Source organism: Agromyces litoreus (assembly GCF_040496015.1).
In the GTDB taxonomy this organism is placed as follows: domain Bacteria; phylum Actinomycetota; class Actinomycetes; order Actinomycetales; family Microbacteriaceae; genus Agromyces; species Agromyces litoreus.
The window spans coordinates 77,993-96,446 of record NZ_JBEPKA010000004.1; the positions used below are offsets into that span (position 1 = coordinate 77,993).

General features: G+C 72.3%; 18 protein-coding genes and 1 pseudogene. 9 read left to right on the top strand and 10 right to left on the bottom strand.

Annotation, left to right across the window (positions count from 1 at the left end):
* The first annotated feature begins 13 nt into the window (after positions 1–13).
* The gene (locus ABME01_RS04595; RefSeq protein ID WP_353827185.1) at positions 14–319 is read left to right on the top strand and encodes a hypothetical protein; all 306 of its coding nucleotides are present in this window, start codon (positions 14–16) and stop codon (positions 317–319) included.
* A gap of 87 nt (positions 320–406) precedes the next feature.
* Here ABME01_RS04595 and trhA read toward each other — a convergent pair whose 3' ends face one another.
* Complete coding sequence (trhA, locus tag ABME01_RS04600) at positions 407–1,201, bottom strand: PAQR family membrane homeostasis protein TrhA (RefSeq protein WP_353827186.1); 795 nt, start codon at positions 1,199–1,201, stop codon at positions 407–409.
* 75 nt (positions 1,202–1,276) lie between these two features.
* Here trhA and ABME01_RS04605 point away from each other — a divergent pair, with 75 nt between their 5' ends.
* The 3 genes from ABME01_RS04605 to phoH2 all read left to right on the top strand — a co-directional run bounded on the left by ABME01_RS04605 (position 1,277) and on the right by phoH2 (position 4,823).
* On the top strand, positions 1,277–2,062 hold the full coding sequence (locus tag ABME01_RS04605; protein ID WP_353827187.1) for an isoprenyl transferase: 786 nt from the start codon (positions 1,277–1,279) through the stop codon (positions 2,060–2,062).
* Between the two features lie 52 nt (positions 2,063–2,114).
* Positions 2,115–3,233, top strand: coding sequence for an aminotransferase class V-fold PLP-dependent enzyme (locus ABME01_RS04610; protein ID WP_353827188.1), 1,119 nt, complete (start codon positions 2,115–2,117; stop codon positions 3,231–3,233).
* Between the two features lie 282 nt (positions 3,234–3,515).
* Positions 3,516–4,823, top strand: coding sequence for an RNA 5'-3' helicase PhoH2 (gene phoH2, locus ABME01_RS04615; protein ID WP_353827329.1), 1,308 nt, complete (start codon positions 3,516–3,518; stop codon positions 4,821–4,823).
* A gap of 90 nt (positions 4,824–4,913) precedes the next feature.
* Here phoH2 and ABME01_RS04620 read toward each other — a convergent pair whose 3' ends face one another.
* The 5 genes and pseudogenes from ABME01_RS04620 to xseA form a co-directional block, all read right to left on the bottom strand.
* Positions 4,914–6,329, bottom strand: coding sequence for a class II fumarate hydratase (locus tag ABME01_RS04620; RefSeq protein ID WP_353827189.1), 1,416 nt, complete (start codon positions 6,327–6,329; stop codon positions 4,914–4,916).
* Positions 6,330–6,386: 57 nt separating this feature from the next.
* The gene (locus ABME01_RS04625) at positions 6,387–7,040 is read right to left on the bottom strand and encodes a carbonic anhydrase (RefSeq protein WP_353827190.1); all 654 of its coding nucleotides are present in this window, start codon (positions 7,038–7,040) and stop codon (positions 6,387–6,389) included.
* 11 nt (positions 7,041–7,051) lie between these two features.
* A complete protein-coding gene (locus tag ABME01_RS04630; RefSeq protein WP_353827191.1) occupies positions 7,052–7,690 on the bottom strand; it encodes a DUF4245 domain-containing protein in 639 nt (212 codons plus the stop codon).
* Positions 7,690–8,004 (bottom strand): exodeoxyribonuclease VII small subunit, encoded by a 315-nt coding sequence (locus ABME01_RS04635; protein ID WP_436407398.1) that lies wholly within the window; start codon positions 8,002–8,004, stop codon positions 7,690–7,692. Before ABME01_RS04635 ends, ABME01_RS04630 begins: the two co-directional genes overlap by 1 nt.
* A pseudogene (xseA, locus tag ABME01_RS04640) lies at positions 7,984–9,229 on the bottom strand (exodeoxyribonuclease VII large subunit); the annotation flags it as partial. The pseudogene xseA and the gene ABME01_RS04635, both read right to left, overlap by 21 nt.
* An 85-nt stretch (positions 9,230–9,314) precedes the next feature.
* Between xseA and ABME01_RS04645 the strand changes: the two are divergent.
* A complete protein-coding gene (locus tag ABME01_RS04645; RefSeq protein WP_353827332.1) occupies positions 9,315–10,358 on the top strand; it encodes a 4-hydroxy-3-methylbut-2-enyl diphosphate reductase in 1,044 nt (347 codons plus the stop codon).
* A 46-nt stretch (positions 10,359–10,404) separates the two neighbouring features.
* Here ABME01_RS04645 and ABME01_RS04650 read toward each other — a convergent pair whose 3' ends face one another.
* Both ABME01_RS04650 and fbaA read right to left on the bottom strand, forming a co-directional pair.
* Complete coding sequence (locus ABME01_RS04650; RefSeq protein ID WP_353827192.1) at positions 10,405–11,016, bottom strand: DUF6264 family protein; 612 nt, start codon at positions 11,014–11,016, stop codon at positions 10,405–10,407.
* Between the two features lie 8 nt (positions 11,017–11,024).
* The gene (gene fbaA / locus ABME01_RS04655) at positions 11,025–12,056 is read right to left on the bottom strand and encodes a class II fructose-bisphosphate aldolase (protein ID WP_353827193.1); all 1,032 of its coding nucleotides are present in this window, start codon (positions 12,054–12,056) and stop codon (positions 11,025–11,027) included.
* Positions 12,057–12,161: 105 nt separating this feature from the next.
* Here fbaA and ABME01_RS04660 point away from each other — a divergent pair, with 105 nt between their 5' ends.
* The 4 genes from ABME01_RS04660 (at position 12,162) to ABME01_RS04675 (ending at position 16,149) form a co-directional block, all read left to right on the top strand.
* Positions 12,162–13,082, top strand: coding sequence for a fructose-bisphosphatase class II (locus ABME01_RS04660; RefSeq protein ID WP_353827194.1), 921 nt, complete (start codon positions 12,162–12,164; stop codon positions 13,080–13,082).
* Positions 13,083–13,260: 178 nt separating this feature from the next.
* Positions 13,261–14,262, top strand: coding sequence for a class II fructose-bisphosphatase (glpX, locus tag ABME01_RS04665; protein ID WP_353827195.1), 1,002 nt, complete (start codon positions 13,261–13,263; stop codon positions 14,260–14,262).
* A 72-nt stretch (positions 14,263–14,334) separates the two neighbouring features.
* Entirely contained in the window at positions 14,335–15,705 is a 1,371-nt protein-coding gene (locus tag ABME01_RS04670) for an MFS transporter (protein WP_353827196.1), read from the top strand.
* Positions 15,706–15,753: 48 nt separating this feature from the next.
* On the top strand, positions 15,754–16,149 hold the full coding sequence (locus ABME01_RS04675) for a VOC family protein (protein WP_353827197.1): 396 nt from the start codon (positions 15,754–15,756) through the stop codon (positions 16,147–16,149).
* A gap of 1 nt (position 16,150) precedes the next feature.
* On the opposite strand, the gene ABME01_RS04680 is transcribed toward ABME01_RS04675, so the two are convergent.
* Positions 16,151–17,620 (bottom strand): DNA recombination protein RmuC, encoded by a 1,470-nt coding sequence (locus ABME01_RS04680; protein ID WP_353827198.1) that lies wholly within the window; start codon positions 17,618–17,620, stop codon positions 16,151–16,153.
* Between the two features lie 74 nt (positions 17,621–17,694).
* Complete coding sequence (locus tag ABME01_RS04685) at positions 17,695–18,312, bottom strand: exonuclease domain-containing protein (RefSeq protein WP_353827199.1); 618 nt, start codon at positions 18,310–18,312, stop codon at positions 17,695–17,697.
* Positions 18,313–18,454: the final 142 nt, after the last annotated feature.

Here is an 18,454-nt window from a genome sequence, read left to right on the forward strand (position 1 = left end):
GCGGAGTCCGCCGATGACCCCCGCGATCGCGTCGGTCCTGACCCTCGCGGCCGCGGCGGCGGAGGAGTTCGACGAGGATGACGTGACGCCGGGCGTGGTGGGGTTCGTCCTCACCATCCTCGTGATGGTCGCCGTGCTCCTGCTCATCCTCGACATGGTCCGGCGGATCCGCAGGGTGAACTACCGAGCCGAGGCCCGAGAGCGGATCGCCGCCGAGCAGGCGGCCGCCGAGGGCGGCGACCCGGCCGGGACGACGAACGGGCCCGGCGGCTCGCCCGACGAGGGCGTCGGCGACGCCCCGCCGGTCGACAAGGACTGACCCCGACGCCGGCCGCCGCTCCCACGCGCCGGGAGACCGGATGCGCCTGGAACGCGGCCGGGCCGCGCCCGGAGCGCGGCCGTGGCCTCAGCCGCCGTGGTACGCCGGCGCGATCGCGATGAGCAGCGTCGCCGTCCAGTGGCACATGAACGCCAGCACCGTGCACACGTGGAAGATCTCGTGGAATCCGAAGTGGCCGGGCCACGGGTTCGGCCGCTTGAGGCCGTAGACCACGGCGCCGAGCGTGTAGAGCACGCCGCCCACGAGCACGAGCACCATCATCGCGACGTTCGCGTTGACGAGGTCGACGATGTACATCATCGCGGCCCAGCCGAGGAGCACGTAGATCGGGACGTAGAGCCACCGCGGGGCGGTGATCCAGAAGACGCGGAAGGCGATGCCCACGAGGGCACCGCTCCACACGAGGACCAGCAGCACGAGCCCCTTCTCGGGCGGGAGCGCGAGGATCGACAGCGGCGTGTAGGTGCCGGCGATCAGCAGGAAGATGTTCGCGTGGTCGATGCGCTTCAGGATCACCTTCGTGCGCGGGGACCAGTTGAAGCGGTGGTAGAGCGCCGAGTTGCCGAAGAGGAGCATCGACGTGAGCATGAAGACCGCCGACGCCCACTTCGCGGCCGGGCCGTCGGCGAGGGCGATGAGCACGATGCCGGCGGCCGTGGCGATCGGGAAGGTCGCCGCGTGGATCCAGCCGCGCCAGGTCGGCTTCAGGTCCTCCGGGCGCTCCGGCGACGCGTCGATGAGGGGGAGGTTCGGGAGGTCGGGGCCGCGGCGTTCGTCGACGGCGACGGCGGCGTCGGCGCGGTCGAGCTCGGAGGCCGGTCGGGTGAGGTGTTCGGCGACGTCCTCTTCGCGCTGGGTCATGGACTCAGCGTAGGGCCGGCCGCATCACGGCTTGCTGTGAGTGCTCGACGCGCTCGCGGGGAGTACCGTAGTCGGGTGCACTCGAGCGACCAGCGCCCCGGTCGTGGCCTCCTCTACCGGCTCTACCAGAACCGGCTCCGCCGCGAACTCGACGAGGCGGAACTCCCGCGACACGTCGCGATGATCATCGACGGCAACCGGCGCTGGGCGAAGCAGCTCGGCTACGACTCGGCGGCCCACGGCCACCGGGCGGGCGCGGCGAAGATGCGCGAGTTCCTCGAGTGGTGCGACGACCTCGGCATCCAGATCGTCACCCTGTACCTGCTCTCGAGCGACAACCTCGGCAACCGCACGTCGGACGAGCTCGCCGAGCTCATCGAGATCATCGCCGAGCTCGCCGAGGAGCTGAGTCACTACCGCGACTGGCGCGTGCAGCATGTCGGTTCCGACACGGGGCTGCCGGAACCGCTCGTGGCCGCCCTCGACGCCGCCGAGCACCGCACCGCGGGCAAGCGCGGCATGCACGTGAACCTCGCCGTCGGCTACGGCGGACGGCGCGAGATCACCGACGCGATGCGCTCGATCGTCGCATCCCATCACGCCGAGGGGCGCAGCCTGGAGGACCTGGCCGAGTCACTCACCCCGGAGCTCATCGGCGAGCACCTGTACACCGGTGGGCAGCCCGACCCCGACCTCGTCATCCGGACCTCGGGTGAGCAGCGGCTCAGCGACTTCATGCTGTGGCAGGCCGCGCACAGCGAGTTCTACTTCGTCGAGGCGCTCGGCCCGGACCTGCGCGAGGTCGACCTGCTGCGCGCCGTCCGCGACTACACGCAGCGCCACCGGCGGTTCGGCGCCTGACTCCGCGAGGTCGCATCTGTCAGGATGGGCCTCGGAGAAGGGGGCACCGCCCATGGGCATGGACGACTACCTCGCCGGGTTCACCGCAGAACCCGGATACCTCGACTACGCGCGCTTCGGACCGCTGGCGAGGGCCGCCGCAGAGGAGACCCTCGCGTTCACCCAGGTGCTCGAACGCGCCCGGCACGGTGCGACCGACGCCTTCGGCCAGCAGGACCGTCGGGTGCGCGACGCGGCGGCCGCGCTCGTCCGCGTCCCCGCCGAGCGGGTGGTGGCGGTGCCGAACACGACGACCGGCCTGATGCACGCGATGTTCGGGTTGACCGGCACCGTCCTGCTCTCGGCCCGCGAGTTCCCGAGCCTGCCCATCTCGGCGGTCCGGGCCAACGAGGCGCTCCACTCGGTGCAGCCGGCGTGGCTCCAGACCGACCACGGCAAGGTCACGCCGGGAAGCATCCGCGACCAGCTCGAGTCGAACGTCGCGGCCGTCGCGGTCAGCCTCGTCGACAGCCGCACCGGGTACCTCTGCGACCTCGAGGGCATCCGCCAGGTCATCGGCGACCGGCTGCTGGTCGTCGACGCCATCCAGGGGTTCGGCATCGTGGACGCCCCGTGGGAGGTCGCGGACGTCATCGTCACCGGCGGCCAGAAGTGGTGCCGGGCGGGGTGGGGGACCGGGATGATGGCGCTCTCGGAGCGCGCGGCCAACCAGCTGACCCCCGTGTTCTCGGGCTACACCGGCACCGAGGACGACGAGGTGTGGGACGAGGTGCCGCCGCCCGCGGCCGGCGCGAGGGCCTATCGCGTCTCGAACCCCGACCCGATCGCCGAGGCCCGATTCGCCGCAGTGCTGGAGGAACTCGCCGACGTCGGCGTCCCCGAGGTCGGAGCCCGCGTCGCCGACAACGTGAGCCGGGTGATCGAGCTCGCCGACGAGTTCGCGGTCCCCGTCTCGAGTTCGCGCGACGAGCGCGAACGCGCGGGCATCGTCGTGCTCGAGCCGGAACCCGAGCACGTCACGGTGCTCTCGGCGTCGCTGCACAACCACGGCGTCACGGCGACCACACGGCTCTCGTCGGTGCGGCTCAGCGTGCACGCCATGCTCGACGGGGAGACGCTCGAGATGCTGCGTGGCGCGTTCGTGTCGTTCAGCACCGCGGTCACGTACTGACGACGATCCGCCCCGTCTCGTCGTCGACGCGGCACCGAGTGTGAACAGCGGATGACGCTCCGCGTGTCGCGAGCCGGATGTCGCCGGTCGGACGTAGCTTCGGGGCATCGGGCAAGTCGCCCGATCGAGTCGGCTCGTGAACCGCTCGTTGGAGGATCGCCCGCCGGCGCGTGAGCCGAGCGAGAGCTCGGGGCAGGAGCGATCGTGACCTCTGTCGATCCCATCAAGCCCCTCGGTCAGGTCGAGCCGGACGCCCAGCGCGAGCGGCGTCCCGACGACCACGTGCCCGGGGGTGCCGCGCAGGCCGAACGCACCTACGTGCTCGACACGTCGGTGCTGCTGTCCGACCCGCGCGCCCTGTTCCGATTCGCGGAGCACCCCGTGGTGCTGCCGGTCGTCGTCATCACGGAGCTCGAGTCGAAGCGGAACGACCCCGAGATCGGCTACTTCGCCCGCGCCGCGCTGCGGATCCTCGACGATCTCCGCGTGCAGCACGAGCGGCTCGACTTCCCGATCCCCGTCGGCGACGGGGGGTCGCTGCGCGTCGAGCTGAACCACTCGAGCCTCTCGGTGCTGCCGAGCGGCCTGCGGTTGAACGACAACGACTCGCGCATCCTCGCGTGCGCCATGAACCTCTCCAACGACGGCATCTCGGTGACCGTCGTCTCGAAGGACCTCCCGCTGCGCATCAAGGCCGCCTCGATCGGCCTCGACGCACAGGAGTACCGCGCCGAGCTCGCGGTCGACTCGGGCTGGACGGGAATGGCCGAGCTCGCACTCGGGTCGAACGAGATGGCCTCGCTCTACGAGCACGATCGGCTCGAGACCGACGTGCGCGGGCTGCCGGTGAACACCGGGCTCGTCATCCACTCCGACCGCGGGTCCGCGCTGGCACGGGTGACCGGCGAGCACGAGGTGCGGCTCGTGCGCGGCGACCGCGAGGCGTTCGGGTTGCACGGCCGCTCGGCCGAGCAGCGGCTCGCGATCGACCTGCTCCTCGACCCCGAGGTGGGCATCGTGTCGCTCGGCGGTCGGGCCGGCACCGGCAAGTCGGCGCTCGCGCTGTGCGCGGGCCTCGAGGCGGTGCTCGAACGGCAGCAGCACAAGAAGATCATGGTCTTCCGGCCGCTCTACGCCGTCGGCGGGCAGGAGCTCGGCTACCTCCCGGGCGACCAGGGCGAGAAGATGAACCCGTGGGCCCAGGCGGTCTTCGACACGCTCGGCGCGCTCGTCTCGGACAACGTGCTCGACGAGGTCGTCGACCGCGGCATCCTCGAGGTGCTCCCGCTCACCCACATCCGGGGGCGGTCACTGCACGACGCGTACGTGATCGTCGACGAGGCGCAGTCGCTCGAACGCAACGTGCTGCTCACGGTGCTCAGCCGCGTCGGGCAGAACTCGCGGGTCGTCCTCACGCACGACGTGGCGCAGCGCGACAACCTGCGCGTCGGTCGCCATGACGGGGTGGCGAGCGTGATCGAGACGCTGAAGGGGCATCCGCTCTTCGCCCACATCACGCTGACCCGGTCCGAGCGCTCCGCGATCGCGGCGCTCGTCTCCGAGATGCTCGACGGCGGCGAGCTCGCCTGATCCGACCGCGCCGGCTCGCCGGCGACATGCGACGGCCCCGGAACGATGGGTTCCGGGGCCGTCGCGGCGTCGGGTACGGATGCCGCGGGCTCAGCCCTGCTGCGGCGGCCGCGTCATCGAGAGCAGGTCGAGGGCCGCGTCGAGCTGCTGCTCGGTCAGCTCGCCGCGCTCGACGTAGCCCAGGGCGATGACGGCCTCGCGGACGGTGATGCCCTCGGCGACCGAGTGCTTCGCGATCTTCGCCGCCGCCTCGTAGCCGATGACCTTGTTCAGCGGCGTGACGATCGAGGGCGACATGCCGGCGAGGGCCGTGGTGCGCGCCTCGTTGACCCGCAGGCCGTCGATGGTCTTGTCGGCGAGGACGCGGACCGAGTTCGAGAGCAGTCGGATCGACTCGAGCAGGGCGGTGCCCATGACGGGGATCTGGACGTTGAGCTCGAAGGACCCCGAGGCGCCGGCCCAGGCGATGGCCGCGTCGTTGCCGATGACGCGGCTCGCGACCATCAGGACGGCCTCCGGCACGACCGGGTTGACCTTGCCCGGCATGATCGAGGATCCCGGCTGGAGGTCGGGGATGAGGAGTTCGCCGAGGCCGGTGTTCGGGCCCGAGCCCATCCAGCGCAGGTCGTTGCACACCTTGGTGAGGCTCACGGCGATCGTGCGGAGGGCGCCGGACGCCTCGACGAGGCCGTCGCGGTTCGCCTGCGCCTCGAAGTGGTCGGCGGCCTCGGTGATCGGCAGCTCGGTCTCCTGCTGCAGCAGCTCGATGACCAGCTGCGGGAAACCCGCCGGCGTGTTGATGCCGGTGCCGACCGCCGTGCCGCCGAGCGGGACCTCGGCGACGCGCGGCAGCGCCGAGCGGACGCGCTCGATGCCGAGGCGCATCTGGCGGGCGTAGCCGCCGAACTCCTGGCCGAGGGTCACGGGAGTGGCATCCATGAGGTGCGTGCGACCCGACTTCACGACGCCCGCCCACGCCTCGGCCTTGGCCTCCAGCGCCACCGCGAGGTGGTCGAGGGCGGGGATGAGCTCGTCGATCAGGGCGGCCGTCACGGCGATGTGCACCGAGGTCGGGAACACGTCGTTGGAGGACTGCGACGCGTTGACGTGGTCGTTCGGGTGCACCGCGCTGCCGAGCTTCTGCGTCGCGATCGTCGCGAGGACCTCGTTCATGTTCATGTTCGACGAGGTGCCCGAACCGGTCTGGTAGACGTCGACCGGGAAGTGCTCGGCGAACGAGTGCCGGCCGGCGATGACCTCGTCGGCGGCGTCGGCGATGGCCTGCGCGAGCTGGGCGTCGAGCACGCCCAGGCGGGCGTTCGCGAGGGCGGCGGACTTCTTGATGCGGGCGAGCGCGGCGATCTGCGCCGGCTCGAGCCCGGCACCCGAGATCGGGAAGTTCTCGACCGCCCGCTGGGTCTGCGCACGGTAGAGCGCCGACGCGGGGACCCGCACCTCGCCCATCGTGTCGTGTTCGATCCGGTAGTCGGCGGCGTTGTCCACCACGGTGTGCTCCCCTTCGATTGGAACGTTCGGCGCGGCGGTGGAGTCCCGCCGGCGGGGTCAGATGCGACCGACGACGACGTCGGTCTCGGCGCGACCCTCGAGCAGCCGGTAGTTCGCGCCGACGACAGCCAGCGTACCCGCTGCGATCGCGTCGCTGATCACCTCGGATCGCTCGAGGAGCTCGGCGACGGTCTTGCGCAGGTGCTCGCGGCCGACGTAGCCCGCATCGAGGTCGGCGGGGTCGATCGGGCCCTCGGGGACGCCCGCGACGCTGCGCACCGCGGGCACGATGTGGTCGACGAGGCCGCGGATGTGCGCGGGCAGCGGCTCGGCGTCGGGGCCCTGCGAGTCGATCGCGGCGCGCACGGCGCCGCACTGGTCGTGGCCGAGCACGAGCACGAGCGGCACGCCGAGCACGCCGACCGCGTACTCGAGCGAGCCGAGCACCGAGTCGGACGGCACCTGGCCGGCGTTGCGCACGACGAACGCATCCCCGAGGCCGATGTCGAAGATGATCTCGGCCGACAGTCGCGAGTCGCTGCAGCCGAAGATGGCGACGAGCGGGCGCTGGTGGTCGGCGAGCTCGGTGCGCCGATCGACGTCCTGTCGTGGATGCAGGGGCGTGCCGGCGACGAATCGCGCGTTGCCGGCGCGCAGCTCGCGCCAGGTCTCGGCGGGGGTGCTCGGTCGTGCGGGTGCGGGCTGGCTCACGGCCGCTCCTCTCAGCGCTGTGCGGCGACGGCCGGCGCGATCGCGCCGGCCAGGGTCTCGAACTCCTCGGGCGAGGCGGTGCCGAGCAGCACGAAGGTGCTGTCCCCCGACTCGGTCACGAGGCCGTAGCGTGCGTTGCCGACGTCGGCGTCGGTCTCGCGGTTGTCGTAGACGGTCCACTCGACCCCGCCGACCGTGACCACGCCCGTCGCGATCGTGCGCTTGAGCAGGTCGGCCGTCCAGGTCGGGTTGGCGCCGAGGCCCTGGTACATCCCGGCGTACTCGTCGCTCGGTGTGAGGTAGCCCGCGTACCAGGCGGTGATGCCGTCGGTCTCGCTCTGCCGGAGCTCGGCGGCATTCGCGCGCCATCCCTCGGGCAGTTCGGGCACGGCCAGCTCGGCATCGACGCCGACCTGCGCCTGAGCGGCGACCTCGGCGACGTCGATGTCGCGCTCGATCGGGGTGTCGCTGCGCGGGACGAGCAGCACGATGAGTGCGACCGCGGCGACGCACGCGAACAGCGAGCCGAGCAGGTTGCGCAGTGTCTGGCGCTGCCGGTGCTTGCGGGAGTTCTCGGCCCGGCGCGCGGCCGTCTCCTCGGGGGTCTCGGGCCGGCCCAGTTCGGCGACCACTCGCGGGGCGCGCGCCATCAGGCCTCGCCGCCGTCGAGGTCGAGCTCGTCGGCGTCGCCCGCATCGGACGACGCCGATGCGGCCGGACCTCCCGTCGAGGACCCTGCGGTGCCGGTCGCACCCGAGCGGGCCGCGTCGAGGCGGGCCTTCGCGCCCATCAGCCACTCCTCGCACCGCTGCGCGAGCGCCTCGCCGCGCTCCCACAGCGCGAGCGACTGCTCGAGCGTGGCGGATCCCTGCTCGAGCTCGGTGACGACGCGGACCAGCTCGTCGCGGGCCTGCTCGTAGCTGAGCTCGGCGACGTCGGGGGAGGGTGCGGGCATGGAGGGCATTCTATTCGGCGTCGCCGTCCGTTCCCCGCGAGACCGCTGCCAGCCGCCCCTCTGCGAGCGTGATCCTGAGCCCGGTGCCCTCCGGCGCCTGGTCGGGGTTCGTCAGGACCCCGTCGTGCTCGCGCTGCACGATCGCGTACCCGCGCTGCAGCGTCGCGAGCGGCGAGAGGGCTCGCAGCTGCGATCGGAGCTCGGCGGTGCGCACCGCGGCCCGCTCGACCGCGCGCTCCGCCAGCTCGGTGCCGCGGGCCACCCAGCGGGTCACGTCCTCGGCGCGCCGGTCGAGGATCCATCCCGGATCCGCGAGCGCCGGGCGCGAGCGCAGGTGCCCGAGCCGGTCGACCTCGTGCGCGACCAGCGTGGTCACCCTCGTGCGCAGGCGCGAGCGTGCCTGCCCCACGCGCGCCAGCTCATCGGCGACATCCGGGACCACGCGCTTCGCGGCATCCGTCGGGGTCGACGCCCGGAGGTCGGCCACCTCGTCGAGCAGCGGCCGGTCGGCCTCGTGGCCGATGGCGCTCACGATCGGGGTGGAGGCCGCGGCGGCGGCGCGCACGACGCGCTCGTCGCTGAAGCCGAGCAGGTTCTGGAAGTCGCCGCCCCCGCGCGCCACGATGATGATCTCGACCTCGGGGTCGGCGTCGAGGCGGCGGATGGCGGCCACCACCTCTGGCGCGCACCGGTCGCCCTGCACGGCCGCGTACGCCGGTCGGAACTCCACCGCCGGCCAGCGCAGCCGCGCGTTGCGCAGCACGTCCTGTTCGGCGTCGCTGCCCTGCGCCGTCACCAGGCCGACCACGCGGGGCAGGAAGGGGAGGGGGCGCTTGCGGTCGGCTGCGAACAGCCCCTCGGCCGCGAGCTGCGCCCTGAGCCGCTCGAGCCGCTCGAGCAGGTCGCCGAGGCCCACGTGCCGCAGGTCGAACACCTGCATCGTGAGGGAGCCGCCGCGGACCCACCAGTTGGGCTTGACGAGGGCCACCGCGTGATCGCCGGCCTTGAACTGCTCGGTCAGCTTGGCGCGGGTCGACGACCACACGGTGAAGGACACCGTGGCGTCAGCCTCGAGGTCCTTGAGCTTGCCGTAGACGTTCCCGGCCGACACCCCCCACTGGGTGATCTCGCCCTCGATCCAGACGGTGCCGAGGCGGTCGAGGTACTCCTTGAGCTTGCCCGACAGCATCGACACCGACCACGGCGTCTCGCGGGTGGTGGGACCCTGTGGCATGCGCCTCCCAGCAGCCCGTCCTCTCGGCCCGCGTAGGATGGCAGCCGTGACGAGCTTGACGGATGCCCCGCGGATCGACCTCGGCATGCCTCGGATTCCGAGCGTGCGCGGCCGGCTCAAGGATATCCCCGCAGAGGGGCCGAAGAAGGTGCTGCTCGCGGCGCCGCGAGGCTACTGCGCGGGCGTGGACCGGGCGGTGATCGCGGTCGAGAAGGCCCTCGACCACTACGGCGCGCCGGTGTACGTGCGCAAGCAGATCGTGCACAACATCCACGTCGTGACCGAGCTCGAGAAGCGCGGCGCGATCTTCGTGGAGGAGGTCGACGAGGTGCCGGAGGGCGCCCACGTCGTCTTCAGCGCCCACGGCGTCTCGCCGGCGGTCGTGAACTCGGCCTCGGAGCGCGGGCTGCACGCGATCGACGCCACGTGCCCGCTCGTGACCAAGGTGCACCGCGAGGCCGTGCGCTTCGCGCGCGACGACTACGAGATCCTGCTCATCGGCCACGAGGGCCACGAGGAGGTCGAGGGCACGGCGGGCGAGGCGCCCGACCACGTCACGCTCGTGAACAGCCCCGACGACGTGCCGAACATCGAGGTCCGCGACCCCGACAAGGTCGTGTGGCTCTCGCAGACCACGCTCTCCGTCGACGAGACGATGGAGACCGTGCGCCGACTGCGCGAGCGCTTCCCGAACCTGCAGGACCCGCCCTCGGACGACATCTGCTACGCCACGCAGAACCGCCAGGTCGCGATCAAGAAGGTGGCGCAGGGCGCCGACCTCGTGATCGTCGTCGGTTCGGCGAACTCGTCGAACAGCGTGCGCCTCGTCGAGGTCGCGCTGGAGTACGGCGCCAAGGCCGCCTACCGGGTGGACTACTCGACCGAGGTCAGGCAGGAGTGGCTCGACGGCGTGCGCACGGTCGGCGTGACCAGCGGCGCCTCGGTGCCGGAGGGCCTCGTGAAGGAGGTCCTGCTCGAGCTGGAGGACGCCGGCTTCGCCGACGTCGAGGAGGTCAAGACGGCGGAGGAGGACCTGATGTTCTCCCTGCCCAAGGAGCTCCGCAAGGACCTCGCCGGCAACCGCGACGCGCGCGCCCTCGGCGGGCGCACGCGGGCCGCGCAGGCCTGACGCGCCGGGGGGGGGGGGGGGGAACCCGGCGCCGGGCGCCGCAGGCTCAGCCTGCGAGGCCCTGCACGTACGCCTGGAACGTCGGGTCGGTGAGGAAGACGACGGCGCTCAGCACCATCATCGCGAGGAACGCGACGACGCCGCCGACGAGCGGGACCCAGAAGGCCACCTTCCGGGCGCGCAGGCGGAGGATGGCCCATCCGAGGATCGTCGCGTAGAGCGCGAGCATGAACACCGTCCCGACGAACGTGAGCGTCGACAGCCACGGCTGCGGCGTGTAGGTGCCGATGCCCTGGTCGGTGTAGAGCGCCTGGATGGCGCCGGGCAGCTGCTGCAGGCTCGCCGAGGTGTTCCAGGCGCCCACGGCGCCGATGGCGAGCAGCAGGATCGTGAAGAACCGGTCCGTCGTGCGCGGGGCGCGCGCCGCGGCCGCCGCGGCGTCGTCGCTCCGAGGAGCGGTCGCCGCAGGCGGGGGCGGCGGTGCGGGGGCGGCCGCCGCGGCATCCGCCCGATCATCGGCCGGGGGCTGCCACGACCAGCCCTCCGGCGCGTACTCGCCGTAGCGCGGACGGGGCCGCTCGTCGGGTCGGGGCGGGGTGCCGGCGTCGCCGGCCGGCTGCCCCGGGGTCTCGTCGCGAGCGGCCTCGTCCTGCGCCATCCGTCGCCCTACGCCGAGATCGAGTTGCCGGCGGAGCCGAGCTGGCTGGTCGCCTCGCCGACGCGGACCGCCATGGCCGACTCGGCCACCTTGCCCCACGCGCGCGGGTCGTACTGCTTCTTGTTGCCGACCTCGCCGTCGACCTTGAGCACGCCGTCGTAGTTGCCGAACATGTAGCCGGCGACCGACCGGGTGAACGCGTACTGCGTGTCGGTGTCGATGTTCATCTTCACGACGCCGTTCGCGACCGCCTCGGCGATCTCCTCGTCGGTCGAGCCCGAGCCGCCGTGGAACACCAGGTCGAGCGGCTTCGCGCCGGTGCCGTACTTCTCGGCGAGGCCGTCCTGGATCTCCTTCAGCAGCGCCGGGCGCAGCTTCACGTTGCCGGGCTTGTACACGCCGTGCACGTTGCCGAAGGTGAGCGCGGCCATGTAGCGGCCCTGCTCGCCGAGGCCGAGCGCCTCGACCGCCGCGATGGCGTCGTTGAGCGTCGTGTAGAGCGCCTCGTTGGAGCCCTCGTGCTGGACGCCGTCCTCCTCGCCGCCGACGACGCCGATCTCGACCTCGAGGATGGCGTTGATGGCCTTCATGCGCGGGAGGATCTCCTTCGCGATCTCGAGGTTCTCCTCGAGCGGCACGGCCGAGCCGTCCCACATGTGCGACTGGAAGATGGGGTCGCGACCGGCCTTGACCTCTTCCTCGGAGGCCGCGATGAGCGGGTACACGAAGTCGTCGAGCGCGTTCTTCGGGCAGTGGTCGGTGTGCAGCGCGACCGTGACCGGGTAGGCCTTCGCGACCTCGTGCGCGAACCGGGCGAAGGCGAGGGCGCCGGCGGCGCGGGCCTTGACGGTGTGGCCGGCGAAGTAGTCGGCGCCGCCCGTGGTCACCTGGATGATGCCGTCGGAGCCGGCCTCGGAGAGACCCTGGAGCACCGCGTTCAGCGTCTGCGAGCTCGAGACGTTGATCGCCGGGAAGGCGAAACCCTTGGCCTTGGCGGTGTCGAGCATCTCCGCGTACTGCTCGGGCGTTGCGATGGGCATACCTTGCTCCTTCGGAAGAGAGTGGGATCGGCACGAGTCTAGCGAGGTGCCGAGTCGGCCTCAGGTGCGGTGACGGATGCCGCGGCAGCGGGGAGGATGGTCGGCATGACGATGCTTCCGCTCGATGAGCACCCCCTCGCCGTCCGCTTCGCGGAGGCGACCCGTGCCGCCGCGCTCGCCGCCATGCCGCTGGTCGGCGGCGACGATCGTGACGCGGTCGACGCCGTGGCCGTCGCGGCGATGCGCGCCGCGCTCGCCGACGTGCCCGTCGACGGACGCGTGGTCGTGGGGGAGGGCGAGAAGGACGACGCGCCGATGCTCCACCTCGGCGAGCGCTTCGGCACGGGCGCCGGGCCGGCGCTCGACCTCGCGGTCGACCCGGTCGACGGCACGAGCCTCGCCGCGGCCGGTCAGCCCGGGGCCATGGCTGTGCTCGCGGTGGCGCCGCGCGACGCGTTCGCCGAGATCGGGCCGGCGCACTACATGGCGAAGCTGGTCTCCCACGTGCACGGCCTCGAGATCGACGCGCCGATCCGGGAGGCGGTCGCCGTGATCGCGGCCGCCCGCGGCGTACCGGTCGATCGCGTCCGGGTCGCCGTGCAGGATCGACCGCGCAACGCCATGCTCGCCGACGCTGCGGAGGCGGCGGGCGCCCAGGTCGAGCGCTTCGTGCACGGCGACGTGGAGCGGTGCCTGCGCGCGGCGCGCGCCGACGGCGGGCTCGACCTCGTGGCCGGCATCGGCGGCGCGCCCGAGGGGGTGCTCACGTCCGCCGCGGTGCGCGCACTGGGGGGCTCGATGCAGGCGCGACTCGCCCCCCAGTCGGCGGAGGAGTCCGAGCGGGTCGCCGCCGCGGGGATCCCGCTCGGTCGCGTCCTCGGGATCGACGACCTGTGCGGCGCGCCCGCGGCCGTGTTCCTGGCCGCCGTGACGGCGTGCGACCTCGGTGGGGGCGCCCGACTCTCGCCGGGGGAGGCCTGGCGCGTCGGCGATGGTCGGGCGCTGGGAGCGGCGGGGCTCGGGTGACCGCGGGCCGAGCCGATCGGGGCGCGCGCCGGACGCGTTAAGAATCCCGGAACTTTCATCGCTCCATGCGACTGCTCCGGCCCGCTCGCGTCGTCCCGTCAGTAGGCTCGAACGTGACGCCGCGAACGCGCCGATCGCGCGGGGCGACCGCATCCACGATCTCCGGGAGGAACCCTCGATGGCGAGCAACGAGTCCGAACGCCTCTACGTGCACCCCGACCGCAACATCGCGCTCGAGCTGGTGCGTGCGACGGAGGCCGCGTCCATCCGCTCCTACCCGTGGATCGGCCGCGGCGACAAGATCGGCGCCGACCGGGCCGCGGTCGACGCCATGCGCGCGTTCCTCAGCACCGTCGACTTCGATGGGGTCGTCGTCATCGGCGAGGGCGAGAAGGACGAGGCGCCCATGCTCTTCAACGGCGAGCACGTCGGCAACGGCCGCGGGCCCGCCTGCGACATCGCGGTCGATCCGATCGACGGCACCTCGCTCACGGCCGCCGGGCGCCACAACGCGCTCTCGGTGATCGCGGTCTCCGACCGCGGCACGATGCTCGATGCGTCGTCGGTCTTCTACATGGACAAGATCGTCACGGATGCCACGGGCCACGGCGTCATCGACATCCGCCGTCCGATCGGCGAGAACCTCCGCGCCCTCGCGAAGGCGAAGGGCCTCGAGGTGAGCGACCTGCGCGTCGCCGTCCTCAACCGGCCGCGTCACGACCGACTGATCGAGGAGATCCGCGAGGCCGGCGCCGGCACCCGCCTGATGAGCGACGGTGACGTCGCGGGCGGCATCAACGCCGCGCGCTACGAGTCGCGCATCGACATGTGCGTCGGCATCGGCGGCAGCCCCGAGGGCATCACGACCGCGTGCGCGATCAAGGCGCTCGGCGGGTTCATGCAGGGCCGGCTCGCCCCGAAGGACGACGAGGAGCGCGCTCGCGGCGAGGCCGCCGGGCTCGACTGCGACCAGGTCTACGAGCTCGACGACCTCGTGCGGGGCGACAACACGTTCTTCGTCGCCACGGGCGTCACCGACGGCGAGCTCGTGGACGGCGTCCGCAAGAAGGGCCCCATCATCCGGACCGAGTCGATCGTGCTGCGCGGCAAGTCGGGCACGATCCGACGGGTCACGGCCGACCACCTCGTCGAGAAGTGGCTCGACTCGGACCACGACTGAGCTGATCGCGCGGCGACGACCCGGCGAGCGCCGGGTGGCCAGGATGTCCGGGGATCGCGGCAGACTGGTGCGGTGAGCACCGAGCGGCGCGTGCCGCGTGCGCTGAGACCATTCGCATCCGGCCAGTACCGGTTGCTCGTCGTCGCGCTCGCGGCGTCACTGCTGTCGGCGGGTGCGTGGATCGTCGCCGCCGCGTGGCAGGTCATCGCGCTCGGCGGCACGCCCGTCGACCTGTCGGTCGTCGCCGTGGGGGCGGCACTCGGTCTCGTCGCAGCGGTGCTCGTCGGCGGGGTGGCGGCGGATCGCGTGCCGCAGCGACGCATCCTGCTCGTCGTCGGCGGGGTGCGCGTCATCGTGTTCACCGGTGCCGGGCTGCTCGCCCTGAGCGGGGTCCTCGAGGTCTGGCAGCTCGCGGTGCTCTCGTTCCTCCTCGGCGCCGCGGACGGCTTCTTCTACCCGGCGTACTCGGCGTGGTTGCCGGCGCTGCTGCCCGCCGACCAGCTGCTCGCGGCCAACGGAGTGGAGGGGGCGCTGCGTCCGGCGGCGCAGTTCGCCGCGGGGCCGGCGCTCGCGAGCGTGCTCATCTCGGTGCGCGACCCGTGGCTCGCGTTCCTCACCGTCGCCGGTCTGCAGGCGCTTTCGCTCGGGGCGCTCGCACTCATGCGCACCACGCCGCTGCGGCGTGATCTCGACGACGCCGAGTCGCATCCCGTGCGGCGGATGGCGACGGACCTGCGCGACGGGTTCGCCTACCTGCTTCGCACCCGGTGGCTGTTCGCGACGCTCGCGTTCGCGGTGCTGCTGGTCCTCGCGATCATGGGGCCGCTCGAGGTGCTCCTGCCGTTCGCCGTGCGCGACCGAGCGGGCGGCGGTCCGGGGGAGTTCGCCATCGTGCTCGGCGCGTTCGGGATCGGCGGCGCGCTCGGCTCACTCGTCGTCGCATCCATGCGGCTGCCCCGTCGCTACCTCACGGTCATGGTCCTCGCATGGGGGTTCGGCAGCCTGCCCTTCGCGGTGATCGGCCTCACGTCCTGGCTCTGGGTGATGATCGCCGCGGCGCTGCTGGTCGGGTTCATGTTCGACGGCGCGCAGGTCGTCTGGGGAACGCTCCTGCAGCGACGGGTTCCACCGGCGATGCTCGGCCGGGTCTCGAGCCTGGACTTCTTCGTGTCGCTCGCGCTGATGCCGCTCTCGATGGCGATCGCCGGCCCGGTCGGCGAATGGCTGGGGCTCACGCCGGCCTTCCTGATCGCCGGATTGGTCCCACCGGTCGCCGCGGTCGTGACGCTGGCCTGGGCGCGGCTGGGCCGGGACGAACTGGCGCATCCGCTCGACGGTCCGCTCGACGCCACTCCGGTGACCGGTGCCGAGGCGGCGGCCGGCCTCGCGTCGCCCGTCGACGAACCTCACGACGCGTGGGAGCCGCCCGACGCAACCCGGTGACGGCACGCGCACCGAGGTGGAAGGCTGTCGACGACGGAAGGAGCGACCATGGTCGCGATTCGAGACGCCTTCCCGGGGTTCAGCGTCGACGACGTCGGCGCGGCACGGGAGTTCTACGGGGCCACCCTCGGGCTCGAGGTGGAGGATGCACCGGGAGCGGGCGGGATCACCGTCCGGTTGCCATCGGGCCAGGGAGTGCTGGTGTACCCGAGCCCGGCGCACGAGCCCGCGCGCTACACGATGCTCAACCTGGTGGTCGACGACATCGACCGGGCGGTCGACGACCTGAACGCCGCCGGCGTGGTGACGAAGATCTACTCGGGCGAGGAGTCGTACGGCACCGACGAGCGCGGCATCAACCGCGGCTCGACGTCAGGCGACGGACCGGACATCGCGTGGTTCCGCGATCCCGCCGGCAACGTCCTGAGCGTGCTGGTGGACTGAGTCAGTTCGAGGCGGACCGGCGGATGTGCTCGTCGAGGTCCGCGCCATCGAAGTCGGCCTCGATCTCGAGTTCGAATCCGGTGGCGTCGTTCGCCTCGGGTGCGGCCGCGTCGTCGTCAGGCCGAGCATCCGCCGCGCCCGGCGCGGGCTCGTCGGTGAATTCCGGTGCGGAGAGCCGGCGGGGCGCCTCGTGGATCGGCTCGGGCTCCGCGACGAGCGAGAGCTTCGTCTCGTTGATGCCGGGGAACTGCCGTGCGGTCACGAGCACGCGCGACTCGAGCGAGCTGGCGAACTTGTTGTAGCTCTCGACGGTCCGCTCGATCGCCTTGCGGAGCGAGTCCGCGTGACCCGTGAGGACCCCGATGCGCTGGTACAGGGTGTTGCCGAGGTCGAACAGCTTCTTCGCCTCGTCGGAGACGGCCTGCTGCTGCCACGCGTAGTCGATCGTCTTCAGCACGGCGAACAGGTTCACCGGGGAGGCCAGGGCCACGCGGCGCTCGAACGCGTAGTTGAGGAGGCCGGCGTCGGCCTCGAGTGCCGCGGAGAGCAGCGACTCGTTCGGGATGAACGCGATGACGAACTCGGGGCTGGCGTCGAGGCCCTCCCAGTAGCTCTTCTTGCCGAGGGCGTCGATGTGCGAGCGCATCGCCTTCACGTGCTTGTCGATGAGGCCCTTGCGCCGGGCCCCCTCCTCGCCGGTCGCGGTCTCGGGGATCGTCGACGCCTCGAGGTAGTCGCCGAGCGGCACCTTCGAGTCGAGCGGGATGTACTTGCCCCCGGGCAGGTGCACGACCATGTCGGGGCGACCGCGCCCAGAATCCGTCGTGACCTGCGTCTGCTCGCTGAAGTCGACGTGGTTCAGCAGGCCCGCGGCCTCGACGACGCGGCGCAGCTGCGTCTCGCCCCAGACGCCGCGCGTGCTGTTGTTGCGCAGCGCGCTCGCGAGCGACTCGGTCGTGGCCCGGAGCTCGGCGTCGGAGAGCTGTGCGCGCTTGAGCTGCTCGGCGAGCGAACCGTACTGCTCGCTGCGCTGCTGCTCGAGCTCGGACACCTTCCGCTGCATGGTCGCGAGCGTCTCGCGGACCGGGCTCAGGGCCTGCAGCACCTGGCTCTCGCGTCGTTCGCGCTCGGTGCGCTCGGCCTGGTCGCGGCGCTGCTGCTCGACGAGCTCGCGCTGCTGAGCCCCCTGGTGCTCGAGCTGTTCGCGCAGCCCGGCGGCCGCGGCCTCGGCGGCGGCCAGCTCGGCTCGCAGCGTCGCCTGCATGCCCTGCTGCTCGGCCAGCATGCGCGACCGCTCGGACTCGGCGGACGCCCGCAGCTCGAGCATCGCGCGCTCGTGGCGCGCCTCGACGAGCGCCGGGTCTTCCGAGGGCACCTCGTCTGGGCGGGACCGCTGCATGACGACGTGCATGACCAGGGCGCCGAGCGCGCCGCCGACGACGAGCCCGATGACGAGGAGGAGGATGTCCATGGCGATCAGTGTGGCAGCGTCCGCCGACATCCCCGGCGAGGCGCCGCGGCGGGCCGGTGACGGGGAGGGAACGGCTACTGCAGCGCCATCGGGCCGTGCTGCGACGAGCGCTCGCGGGAGGCGGCCGCGCCGATCGCCCCGACGCGCACGCGCGTGACGTGCGCGAGTCGCTCGAGGTCGTCGACGCCGTGCCGCCCGGCGGCGTGGACGATGATCGCGGCGCACGCCTCGGCGTCGGCGAGCGCGTCGTGGTGGCTGAAGTCGTCGAACCCCGCGGCGGCGGCCGCCGACGGCAGTCGGTACGAGTCGAGGTGGTACGTGCGCCGGGCGACCTGCAGGCTGCACACGTACCGGAAGTCGGGGACCGGCAGCCCGAGCGCCTCGCTGGTGGCGCGGATGACGCCGGTGTCGAAGCCCGCGTTGTGCGCGACGAGCCAGTCGTCGCCCGCGAACGCCCGGAGGAACGGCAGGTGGACCTCCCACCCGTCGGCGTCCGCGACGCGGTCCGGGGTGATGCCGTGGATGCGCACGTTCCAGGGCGAGAAGTCGCCGTGCGGGAACGGCGGCCGGATGAGCCGATGCTCGCGCGCCACCACCCGGCCGTCGACGACCTTCACGAGTCCGACCGAGCACGCCGACGCGGGTGAGGGGTTGGCGGTCTCGAAGTCGATCGCGGTGAAGCTCACTGGCACGCGGGCATCCTCGCACGGGCGGCCGACGTCGGCGGCGGAGCGCCCCGGCGCGTCCCGTAGGCGCCCGACGGGCGTCCCGGTGGCGCGGTTGACGCGCGCGGCGCGGTGGCGTGGAATGTCGCCAGGGGATGCGGAGGGCGCG